The following is a 10,834-nucleotide window of genomic DNA, read 5'->3' on the forward strand; positions in this document are numbered from 1 at the left end:
ATGAGCATTTCTGACCTGCAAAACCTCCTTCATGCGCATGACCACGGACTCGCGCACGACCTTGAAACCCTGATCCAGACAGCACCCGACCGGCGCCGTGTTTTGCGCTGGTTGTCGGCCGGTTCTGTCATGGGACTCCCTTTGATCGGCTGCGGTGGTGGCGGTGGGGACGGCGGCATCAGCTCAGCGGCAACCGCCGCCGCCACGACAACAACAACCGGCTCCTGCTCCGTCATTCCGACCGAGACGGCGGGGCCCTATCCCGGTGATGGCTCCAACAGCAATGGCAGCGGCATTGCCAACGCGCTCACGCTGTCGGGCATTGTGCGGTCCGATATTCGCGCCAGCATTGTGGGCTCCAGCACCGTCGCACAGGGCGTGCCGCTCACGGTCACGCTCAAGCTGGTCAGCGCCAGTGCCAGTTGTGCCTCGTTGGCGGGCTATGCCATATACCTGTGGCATTGCAGCCGCGAAGGTTTGTATTCCATGTATTCCAGCGGCGTCACAGCCGAAAACTACCTGCGCGGTGTGCAGGTGACCGACAGCAACGGCGAGGTGACTTTCACCACCATCTTTCCGGCGTGTTATTCGGGGCGCTGGCCGCACATCCACTTTGAGGTCTATGCCAGCCTGAACGCTGTCATCACCACGCCAGTCAGCGACCAGGTCAAAACCTCCCAGCTCGCCTTGTCCAAGGCGGTGTGCGACACGGTGTTTGCCACCACCGGCTACGGCGCCAGCGTGTCCAATCTCGCGGCGATTTCACTGGGTACGGATAATGTTTTTGGTAACGACGGCGCCGCCACGCAGATGGCGACTGTCACGGGCAGCGTCAGCGCGGGCTATGTGGCCACGCTGACCGTGGGCATCTGACCTTCAGCCTCCCTCAGGGGACAAAAGCGTCGCGCCTCAGAGCCGGGTGACCCGGCGCGACTGGAGCAACACCACCAGCGCACCGGCGCCGCCGTCGGCCGGTTTGGCTTGCACAAAGGCCAGCACCTCGATCTTTTGCACCAGCCAGCTGTGCACCTTGTTCTTGAGCACCGGCGCCTTGCCGGGTGAGCCCAGGCCCTTGCCGTGCACCACGCGCACACAGCGGATGCCCTGCTTGTGCGACTCGCGAATGAACAGGCTCAGGCGTTCCCGTGCTTCGTCGCTGCGCAGGCCGTGCAGGTCGAGCTGGCGCTGGATGGACCAGTCGCCCCGGCGCAGTTTGTGGGTGACGTCGGTGCCAATGCCGGGGCGGCGAAAACTCAGGTGGTCATCGGTTTCCAGCAGGGTGCTGACATCAAATTCGTCGCTGATGGCTTCAATCAGCACCGCCTGTTCATCGCGCTGGTATTGCATGGGCAGGGGTGCCGCTTGCTCTTTTTTAAGGAGCGCCCGCCGCTTGTCCGGCAAGGGTTTGACCACACCTGCAGCCCGAATGAAAAGATCTCTTTCCGTGACGGTTTGCTGTTGGGAACGGGCCTGCTCGGCGGCCCGCTGGGCCTGACGCAAGGCCTGCGCTTCAATCTCGCGCTTGACGGTTTTCAGGTCCGCCAGGCTGCTCACCTTGACCCCTTTGCCGCTCATAACAAACCCCGCTCCGCCATGGAGAGCGCTTCCCCCGGTGCCACGATGATGTGGTCCAGCACGCGCACATCAATCAGAGCCAGCGTGGTTTTGAGGGTTTGCGTCAGCGCCTCGTCCGCGCGCGACGGCTGCACCGAGCCACTGGGGTGGTTGTGCGCCAGCACCACGGCGGAGGCCTGGTGGTGCAGGGCGCGCAGCACGACTTCTCTGGGATACACCGAAGTTTGCGTCAACGTGCCGCGAAACAGCTCCTCCATCGCCAGCAGGCGGTTTTGCACGTCCAGAAACAACACGGCAAACACCTCATGCGGTTTGGCCGCCAGGTGCAACTGCAGGTAGTGCTTGACAGCGTCCGGCGTGGCAAACACGGTGCGTTCCTTCAGTTGCTGGGCCAGCGCCCGGCGCGACAACTCCAGCACCGCCACAATTTCAGCCCGCTTGGCCGGGCCCAGGCCCTTGATGCGCTTGAGGTCGTCGGCCGTTGCGTGCAGCAGCCCGGCAATGCCGTCAAACCCGTCGCTGTCATTGGCACTGGTCTTGAGCTGCAACAGTTCCTGCGCCATTTGCAGCACGCCCTTGCCCTGGATTCCGGTGCGCAGCAGGATGGCCAGCAGCTCAACGTCACTCAGGGCGCCGGGGCCGCGCGCCAGCAGCTTTTCGCGCGGACGGGCATCAGGGGGAAGGTCTTTCAGGGGCATGGGTCGGCCTTTTACAATGAAGGCAGTTTATTCGCCAAATGCCGTGGCGCGTCGGCACCGATTTTTCAGCCTTTATTCCGGGATTCACATGACCTCCACCCCCATCCGTGTCCAACCGGGCTCCTTTCTCACGCTGCACTACCGCATGGCCGGGCCCGCGGGTGACGTGATCAATACCTTCGAGGGCAAGCCCGCGACGCTGACTTTGGGCACCGGCGAGTTGTCGCCCGCCGTCGAGGCCCGGTTGCTCGGCCTGGCCGAGGGCAGCCGCACCACGCTGGAGCTGCCGGCCGGAGCCGCCTTTGGCGAGCGCAACCCCGACATGCTGCAGTGGATGGCGCACAAGGTGCTCATCGAGATGGGCGACGCCAACGCCCAGTACGCCGTGGGCGATGTGGTGCAATTCCCCACGCCGGACGGCAAGGGCCAGTTTGCCGGGTCGGTTCAACAATTCCGCAGTGACGAAAAGGGAGACGCCGTGCTGTTTGATTTCAACCACCCGCTGGCGGGCCAACCCGTGACCTTCGAAGTTCACGTGATTGGGGTCCTATGAACGCCGGTTCTGTCACCCACGCCCCGCAGGAAATCCTGCTGGCCGAACCCCGCGGCTTTTGCGCCGGGGTGGACCGGGCCATCGAAATTGTGGAGCGCGCGCTGCAGAAGTTTGGCGCCCCCATTTATGTACGCCACGAAATTGTGCACAACACCTATGTGGTCAATGACCTCAAGGCCAAAGGCGCCATCTTCATTGAAGAGCTGGACGACGTGCCGCCCGGATCGACCCTTATTTTTTCGGCTCATGGCGTGAGCCGCGCGGTGCAGGACGAAGCCGCCGCCCGGGGTTTCTCCATTTTTGACGCCACCTGTCCACTGGTAACCAAAGTGCATGTGGAAGTGGCCAAGCTGCACAAGGAAGGTTATGAGTTCATCATGATCGGCCACAAAGGTCACCCCGAGGTGGAAGGCACCATGGGCCAACTGGAGAGCGGCATTCATCTGGTGGAAGACGTGGCCGATGTGGCGCGGGTGCAGCCCGGCCAGACCGAGCTGTTGGCCGTGGTGACGCAAACCACCCTCAGCGTGGACGACGCGGCCGAGATTGCGGCCGCCGTGAAGGCGCGCTTTCCCAACGTGCGCGAGCCCAAGCAGCAGGACATTTGCTACGCCACCCAAAACCGCCAGGACGCCGTGAAAATCATGAGCCCCCAGGTGGACGTGTTGATCGTGGTGGGCAGCCCCACCAGTTCCAACAGCAACCGCCTGAGCGAGCTGGCGCGCAAGCTGGGCACCGAGAGCTACATGGTGGACAGCGCCGACGAGTTGCAGGCGGCGTGGTTTGAAGGCCGCCAGTCGGTTGGCCTCACGGCCGGTGCGTCGGCGCCCGAGGTGCTGGTCGCGCAAGTGATCGACCGTATCAAGGCGCTGGGCGCGGTGTCGGTGCGCAAGATGGCCGGCATTCAGGAAACCGTGAAGTTCCCGCTGCCCAAGGGCCTGAAACTTGATCCGCATGGGCAGGGCGTGGACGTCAACGGGTTCACCCGGCATGAGTCGTCCTGATTTAAATCGCTCCTTTATTGATAGCTGTTTGTGCACGTTTTACGGGGGCTGCAGCCATTATTCGTATAAATTCATGTCAAGCGCCAATCTCAATCAATTTAGCCCAATGCCCTCGACTTCAAAAATTAAAATCCGACCATGCTAGACATTACCCTTCTCCGAAAAGACCTCGAATCTGCCATTGCGCGCCTTGAGACCCGCAAAAAGCCACAGGCTTTCCTCAACGTCGAGGCGTTTCGCGCATTGGAATCCGAGCGCAAGACCATTCAGATGCGCACGGAAGAGTTGCAGAGCAAGCGCAATAGCCTGAGCAAGCAAATCGGCCAGCTTAAGGCCAAAGGTCCGGCCGGTGCTGCCGAGGTCGATGCCGTGATGGCGGAGGTGGGCGGTCTCAAGACGGAGCTGGAAACGTCCGCCACGCGTCTGGAGCAGATCCAGAACGAGCTGCAGATCCTGCTGCTGGCCGTGCCCAATCTGCCGCATGAGAGTGTGCCGGTGGGGGAGGACGAGCATGGCAATGTGGTCGTGCGCACCTGGGGAGCACCCAAGGTCTTTGACTTTGAAGTCAAAGACCACGTGGACCTCGGCACGCCGCTGGGGCTGGACTTCGAGATGGGCATCAAGCTCACGGGGTCGCGCTTCACCGTCATGAAGGGCCCGATTGCCCGCCTGCACCGCGCCTTGTCCCAGTTCATGCTGGACGTGCAAACCGGCGAACATGGCTACACCGAGTGCTATACGCCTTACATCGTCAATGGTGAAAGCCTGCGCGGCACGGGCCAGTTGCCCAAGTTCGAGGGCGACCTGTTTGCTGCCAAAAAGGGCGGCCAGGAGGGCGAAGCCCAGCCGGACCACACCGCGCTGTACCTGATTCCCACCAGTGAAGTGCCTTTGACCAACTTCGTGCGTGATGAAGTGGTGGCCGAGTCGGCCTTGCCCATCAAGCTCACGGCGCACACCCCGTGCTTCCGTTCCGAGGCCGGTAGCGCCGGGCGCGACACCCGTGGCCTGATCCGCCAGCACCAGTTCGACAAGGTGGAAATGGTGCAAATCGTTCACCCCGACAGGAGCTACGAGACGCTGGAAGAGATGACCGGCCACGCCGAAGCCATCCTGCAAAAACTGGGGCTGCCGTACCGCGTGATGTCGCTGTGCACGGGGGACATGGGCTTTGGCGCCAGCAAGACCTATGACCTGGAGGTCTGGCTGCCCGCACAAAACACCTTCCGCGAGATCAGTTCGGTGTCCAACTGCGAGGCTTTTCAGGCGCGCCGTTTGCAAGCCCGCTTCAAAAACGCGCAGGGCAAGAACGAGCTGGTGCACACCTTGAACGGCTCCGGTCTGGCTGTGGGCCGCACCTTGGTGGCCGTGCTGGAGAACTACCAGAACGCCGACGGTTCCATCACGGTGCCTGCCGTATTGCAGCCGTATGTGGGCGGTCTGACCGTGCTGGGCGTACCTGCCTGAGTTTTCGGGGTCTACAATTCCGGTTTCACCGGGGGTGTCTGCCAACAGGCGGACTGAGAAATACCCCACCAACCTGATCTGGGTCATGCCAGCGTAGGGAGCGTGAGGGATGAAGGTCCGCCGTTTGTCGGTTTGTTCCTTTGCCAATGCGCCCTGAAACCGGCGCATTGAAAGGAACTTGCGATGAATCGGCGGATTTTTGTTTGGGGGGCAGTCGCCCTCGCGGCCAGCCACTTGACCAGCCCGGCCTTTGCGGCGACGGAGCTTCGTGTCATGGTGCACAGCTCGTTTTCCCTGCCCAAGCCCCTGTTGGCCAAGTTCGAGTCACAGTCGGGCGTCAAGCTGAGCATCATCAAGGGCGGCGACGCCGGTGAAATGCTCAACAAGCTGATTCTGACCCGCGCCCAACCCGTGGCCGATGTCGTCTTTGGCATCGACAACGCCCTGCTTGCCAAGGCGCAGGCGGCCCATGTGCTGGACGACTTCGGCACCACCGCACCCAGCGCCACCGCCAACAATGGTCTTGACGCGCAGCTGGGCACCCAGGCCGTGGCCGTGGACTACGGTTTTGTCACACTCAACTACGACAAGGCTGCTGTGGCCAAGAGCGGCTTGGCACTGCCCAAATCGCTGGACGAGCTGACTCAGCCTGCCTACCGCAATTGGCTGGTGGTGCAAAACCCGGCCACTTCCAGCCCGGGCTACGCCTTCCTGTTGGCCACGGTGGCGGGCATGGGCGAGGAAAACGCGTTCAGCTGGTGGGCCAAGATGCGCGCCAATGGCCTGAAGGTCGCCAAGGGCTGGAGCGAAGCCTATTACACCGAATTCAGCCGCAATGGCGGGAGCTACCCGCTGGTTGTGAGCTACGCCACCAGCCCCGCGGCCGAGGTGTTTTACAGCAAGGAAAAAATCACCGAGTCCCCCACGGGCAGCCTGTTCCTCAAGGGCGGGGTGTTCAGGCAGGTCGAAGGTGCCGCCCTCGTCAAGGGTGGTGGCCAGCGCGAAGCGGCGAGAAAGTTCATTGCATTCTTGCGTTCGGCTCCTGCACAGGACGCGTTGCAAACCAGCATGTGGATGTACCCGGTGGATGCCCGCATCGCGCGCGCCGAGGTGATGCGACACGCTCCCGAACCCACCACGTTTGACAGCCTGCCCGCGCAGACGCTGGCCGATAAAGGCAGCAAATGGGTCAGCCGCTGGACGCAGGTGGTCCTGAAGTAAGGCCATGAAGCCGCTGGCGCGCTGGTTATTGATCCTGCTGCCTCTGGCGGCGCTGGGGTTGATGCTGGCAGCACCCCTGCTGCGTCTGGCCATGGAAGGTTGGGGCGGGTCCGGCGATCTGGCGCAGACCGCGGCGTTGGGGCCTTGGGCCCTGTGGCAGGACGACTATTTGCGCTGGCGTGTCGTCTGGTCATTCGCCCAAGCGGGCGCGACTTGTGTACTGGCGCTGGTGCTCGGTCTGCCGGTGGCCTGGGCGCTGGCCCGTTTTGATTTTGTCGGCCGCACACTGGCACTGCGCTTGCTGATGCTCCCCTTTGTCGTGCCGACCCTGGTGGCCGCCCTGGGCGTGCTGGCCCTGTGGGGGCCGCACGGTGTGTTGAGTCGTTGGCTGGGTGTGAACCTGCAGGGCACGCCCTGGTTGCTGCTGTACGGCAACCTGTTTTTCAACCTGTGTCTGTTGGTGCGCGCGGGGGTCGATGCCTTGGGTCAGGTCAGTTCGCAGCGGGTGACGGCGGCTCGCTCCCTCGGCGCCACGCCTTGGCGTGCCTTCTGGCGGGTGGAGTTGCCCGCCATTGCGCCGTGGCTGGCCTCCAGCCTGTGCCTGATCTTTTTGTATTGTTTTGCCGGTTTTGGCCTGGCACTGGTGCTGGGTGGCCAGCGTTACGCCACCGTTGAAGTGGAAATTTACACACTGGTGGCGCATGAGCTTCAGCTGGCACAAGCCAGTTCGCTGGCGCTGTGGATGTTGCTGCTGACGGGGGGCGTGGCCCTCGTTTACGCCTTGCTTGAAAAGCGTCTGGCAGCACCTGGCCGGGCGGATCCCGTGCCGCTGCGTCGACCCCAAGGCACCGGGCAATGGCTGGCGCTGTGCACCGCGCTGGCCGTACTGGCGTTCTTTTGTGCTGCGCCTGTGCTGGCGATTGTCTGGCGCGCGGCGCAGGCCGGCACCCAGGCGTGGGGGACGTTGCTGGATGCAGAGACGCTGGCCGCCTTGTGGAACACCTTGCGCTTTACCGTGATGGCGCTGGTGCTGGCCACCGTGTTGGGTCTGGCCCATGCCATGACCGCGCAGGTGACCGTGTTGTGGCGGGCTGCCGCCTTTTTGCCGTTTGTGGTGTCGCCCGTGACAGTGGCGTTTGGTCTGCTACTGCTCTACCCGCAGTGGACCGCGAGCCTGGGTTTGCTGGTATTGGCCTATGCGGTGCTGGCCTATCCTTTTGTTGCCAAGTCACTTGCAGCGGGTCTGGACAGTTTGCCAAACCAATTGAGCCAGGTGGCACGCACGCTGGGAGCCAGTCCCTGGCGGATTTTTTGGCGTGTGACCCTGCCCCTGCTGGGGCCCGCCTTGCGGCGCGGCATGGCCTTTGCTGCTGCGACCGCCTTGGGCGAGTTTGCCGTGACCCTGTTTTTGTCGCGCCCGGAGTGGGTTACGCTGACAACGCTGATTTATCAACGCCTGGGCCGCCCCGGTGTTGCCAATATGGACGTTGCCATGGTGTTGGCCTGTCTGTTGATGGGGTTGGCTTTGCTGGCCTTTTTGGTGATTGATTGGCCCGTCCCGGGGTCCATCCGCCGCGTGCCCCGATCCGTCCCCTTTGCCGGACCGCGACGTGGCCAGACTGCACTGAGTCATGCTTGAATTAAAAAACATCAGTAAATGGTATGGCCAGCAACTGCTGGCCGATCGGGTCAGCCTGCGGGTGGCACCCGGCGAAATCGTCGCTTTGTTAGGCCCTTCGGGCAGCGGAAAAAGCACCTTGCTCAAGATCGTGGCAGGCCTGGAAGAGCCGGATGAGGGCCGTGTCTGGTTTGATGGCCAGGACATCACACGCGTGCCACCCGAGCGACGCGGTTTTGCACTGATGTTTCAGGACTTTGCCCTGTTTCCTCATTTGAACGTGCAGGACAACGTGGCTTTTGGGCTGGTTGAACAAAGGCTTGGCCGCAAGGAAGCCCGCTTGCGCGCTGCAGACATGCTGGCCCGCTTTGGCCTCGCTGCCCAGTTGACGGCCAGGGTGTGGACGCTGTCGGGTGGCGAGCAGCAGCGTGTGGCCCTGGCTCGCGCGTTGATCACCTCGCCGCGTGCCTTGTTGCTGGACGAGCCGTTTTCGGCGCTGGACACCGAGTTGCGTCAATCCTTGCAACAGGAATTCAGGGAGCGCATAGAAGCCGCTGGCATGGCCACACTCTTGGTCACGCACGACGAAGCTGAAGCACGGGCCATGGGGCGCCGGGGCGTGCGCCTGGTGGCCGGTGCGCTGGAGGTCGTGTGGTAGCTACTTCAAACTACCCGACAAAAACTGCGCCAACCGCTCACTCTTCGGGTTCTTCAGCACCTCAGCCGGATTACCCTCCTCCTCCACCAGCCCCTTGTGCAGAAAGATCAGGTGGTTGGCCACCTCTCGGGCAAAGCCCATCTCATGCGTCACCACCACCATCGTGCGGCCTTCCAGCGCCAGCGTCTTCATGACTTTCAGCACCTCGGAGACCAGCTCCGGGTCCAGCGCACTGGTGGGTTCGTCAAACAGCATCACCTCGGGCTCCATCGCCAGCGAGCGGGCAATCGCCACACGCTGTTGCTGACCGCCACTCAGGTGCGCGGGGTAGCTGTCTTCCTTGCCCTGCAGACCTACTTTCTCCAGGTACTTGCGGGCGGTGGCAATGGCCTGGTCCCGCGGCACGCCCAGCACATGCACCGGGGCTTCGATGATGTTTTGCAACACCGTCATGTGGGCCCACAGGTTGAAATGCTGGAACACCATGGCCAGCTTGGTGCGCAGGCGTTGCAACTGCTTGGGATCGACCGCATGAAGTTCACCGTTGGGACCAGGTGCCAGCTGCAACGCTTCACCGGCCACCTGGATCGTGCCCTGGTGCGGTTTTTCCAGCAGGTTGATACAGCGCAGAAACGTGCTCTTGCCGGAGCCCGAGCTGCCGATGATGCTGATCACATCACCGGCGTGGGCGGTGAGTGAGACGCCCTTGAGCACCTCATTGGCACCAAAGTGCTTGTGGATGTTGTCTACCTTGAGTTTGAGGGGCGTGGAAGTCATGGGGCAGATTCTCGGGTGGGCCAGGCAATGCAGTGGGCTCAGGCGCCCAGCAGCTCACCGGTTCTGAAGGGGATGGCGCCGGCAATCTTGGCCAGTTCGCCACCGGTGGTGATGTAGCGGTCGCGGATGCGTGCATAGAGGATGCCGTCAACGCCCGCCAGCACCCGGTGGGTCACGTTGGCAATGGGATCAATCACTTCGGCCACCAGGTCACCGGTGGTCATCCGTGTGCCAACCTGGGCAGCGAACACCACCACGCCCGCCGCTGGGGCATGCAGGGTTTCCGAACCGGCCGTGGGTGTGGGCTGGCATTGCAAAGGCGGTACGGCAGGTGGCTGCGAGCCTGTAATGACGCCCTGATGTTGCAGGTAGGCATAGAGGGCTGCCGCGTCGGTCTTTGCCAAGGCATGGCTGACATCGGCCTCGCCGCGTAACTCAATGGTGGTGCTGCAGCAGCCTTGTGGCAGCGCGACGACTTGGCCTGACTGTTTCAGGGCCTCGGCCAACTGCCACCACGCTCCTGACAGGCATTCGTCAAAGGGCGTACCGCCTGAATTCCTGGCGAGCAAGATGGTTTCACAGCGCAGGTAACGGGCCAAAGGCTCCAGTTCCTGCCAGCAGGCTTCTTCTGTGTAGAAGTGCATCACGCCTTCACAGTCGCAGTGCAAGTCCAGTACGCGGTCAGCGTCATGCGCCAAGGTCAGCAGTGTGCGCCGCAGACTTTGCAGTTCGCTGGTGGGCGCCCAGTCACGCAGGTAGCTGCCCATGGCTTGGCGCACCAGGTCCACATTGGCTTTCGGGTCGTCGGTGAGTTTGTCGCGCACCAAGGGTTCAACGGCTTTGGCGAGATCGGGGTAATGGCGGTTGAAGTTTTCCGAGGTGCCCAGGTCAAACCTCCCCATGGGTTTGTGGTCCACCCGCTGGGCCAGGCCCAAGGGGTTGGCAACAGGCAGCAGGATGACTTCGCCACTGATTTGACCGGCCGCTTCGGCTGCTTCCAGCATGGCGCGCAGGTGATGGGCTACCAGCATGCCGGGCAGTTCTTCGGCGTGCAGACTGGCCTGGATATAAATCTTGAGACCCTGACCCGGTGTGCCAAAGTGAAAGCTGGTCAGCGTCTTCTGGCTGCCCAGACTCGGTGACAAAAGCGAATGGTCAATACGTTGCATATTGTGAATAGCTCAGTGTTTGCGCGGGGCAAGGTAAGCCAGCAGACGCGTCTCGCTGAACTTGAAGAACCCGATCAGGCAAAACGACGCCATC

General features: G+C 62.4%; 11 protein-coding genes and 1 riboswitch. Of the genes, 7 read left to right on the forward strand and 4 right to left on the reverse strand.

The genetic code is table 11. The features are described from left to right. Complete coding sequence (locus AC097N_RS19485) at positions 1 to 873, forward strand: dioxygenase family protein (protein WP_479583729.1); 873 nt, start codon at positions 1 to 3, stop codon at positions 871 to 873. 36 nt (positions 874 to 909) lie between these two features. Here the strand turns inward: AC097N_RS19485 and AC097N_RS19490 are convergent, their stop codons facing one another. Together AC097N_RS19490 and radC are read right to left on the reverse strand one after the other, a co-directional pair. Next, the gene (locus tag AC097N_RS19490; RefSeq protein WP_479583730.1) at positions 910 to 1,575 is read right to left on the reverse strand and encodes a Smr/MutS family protein; all 666 of its coding nucleotides are present in this window, start codon (positions 1,573 to 1,575) and stop codon (positions 910 to 912) included. Next, positions 1,572 to 2,273 (reverse strand): RadC family protein, encoded by a 702-nt coding sequence (radC, locus tag AC097N_RS19495; protein ID WP_479583731.1) that lies wholly within the window; start codon positions 2,271 to 2,273, stop codon positions 1,572 to 1,574. The genes AC097N_RS19490 and radC overlap by 4 nt, the downstream gene beginning before the upstream one ends. Positions 2,274 to 2,361: 88 nt before the next feature. On the opposite strand from radC, the gene AC097N_RS19500 reads away from it, so the two are divergent. From AC097N_RS19500 to AC097N_RS19525, 6 genes are all read left to right on the forward strand, one after another. Further along, entirely contained in the window at positions 2,362 to 2,826 is a 465-nt protein-coding gene (locus AC097N_RS19500) for an FKBP-type peptidyl-prolyl cis-trans isomerase (RefSeq protein ID WP_479583732.1), read from the forward strand. Beyond that, positions 2,823 to 3,830, forward strand: coding sequence for a 4-hydroxy-3-methylbut-2-enyl diphosphate reductase (gene ispH, locus AC097N_RS19505; protein ID WP_479583733.1), 1,008 nt, complete (start codon positions 2,823 to 2,825; stop codon positions 3,828 to 3,830). The genes AC097N_RS19500 and ispH overlap by 4 nt, the downstream gene beginning before the upstream one ends. A gap of 138 nt (positions 3,831 to 3,968) precedes the next feature. Further along, positions 3,969 to 5,297: a serine--tRNA ligase gene (serS, locus tag AC097N_RS19510; protein ID WP_479583734.1), complete on the forward strand. Its 1,329-nt coding sequence runs from the start codon at positions 3,969 to 3,971 to the stop codon at positions 5,295 to 5,297. A gap of 20 nt (positions 5,298 to 5,317) precedes the next feature. Beyond that, positions 5,318 to 5,415: riboswitch (TPP riboswitch) on the forward strand. 65 nt (positions 5,416 to 5,480) lie between these two features. Then, the gene (locus AC097N_RS19515) at positions 5,481 to 6,518 is read left to right on the forward strand and encodes a thiamine ABC transporter substrate-binding protein (RefSeq protein ID WP_479583735.1); all 1,038 of its coding nucleotides are present in this window, start codon (positions 5,481 to 5,483) and stop codon (positions 6,516 to 6,518) included. A gap of 4 nt (positions 6,519 to 6,522) precedes the next feature. Next, positions 6,523 to 8,157 carry an ABC transporter permease gene (locus AC097N_RS19520; RefSeq protein WP_479583736.1) on the forward strand — a complete coding sequence of 545 codons (1,635 nt, stop codon included), beginning with the start codon at positions 6,523 to 6,525 and terminating at the stop codon, positions 8,155 to 8,157. Then, positions 8,150 to 8,794: an ABC transporter ATP-binding protein gene (locus AC097N_RS19525; RefSeq protein WP_479583737.1), complete on the forward strand. Its 645-nt coding sequence runs from the start codon at positions 8,150 to 8,152 to the stop codon at positions 8,792 to 8,794. Before AC097N_RS19520 ends, AC097N_RS19525 begins: the two co-directional genes overlap by 8 nt. On the opposite strand, the gene AC097N_RS19530 is transcribed toward AC097N_RS19525, so the two are convergent. Both AC097N_RS19530 and AC097N_RS19535 read right to left on the reverse strand, forming a co-directional pair. Next, positions 8,795 to 9,571: an ABC transporter ATP-binding protein gene (locus tag AC097N_RS19530; RefSeq protein ID WP_479583738.1), complete on the reverse strand. Its 777-nt coding sequence runs from the start codon at positions 9,569 to 9,571 to the stop codon at positions 8,795 to 8,797. It abuts the gene before it with no gap. A gap of 38 nt (positions 9,572 to 9,609) precedes the next feature. Continuing rightward, entirely contained in the window at positions 9,610 to 10,740 is a 1,131-nt protein-coding gene (locus tag AC097N_RS19535) for a succinylglutamate desuccinylase/aspartoacylase family protein (protein WP_479583739.1), read from the reverse strand. Positions 10,741 to 10,834: the final 94 nt, after the last annotated feature.

The sequence above is a fragment of the Rhodoferax sp. LS1R11 genome (assembly GCF_056521395.1).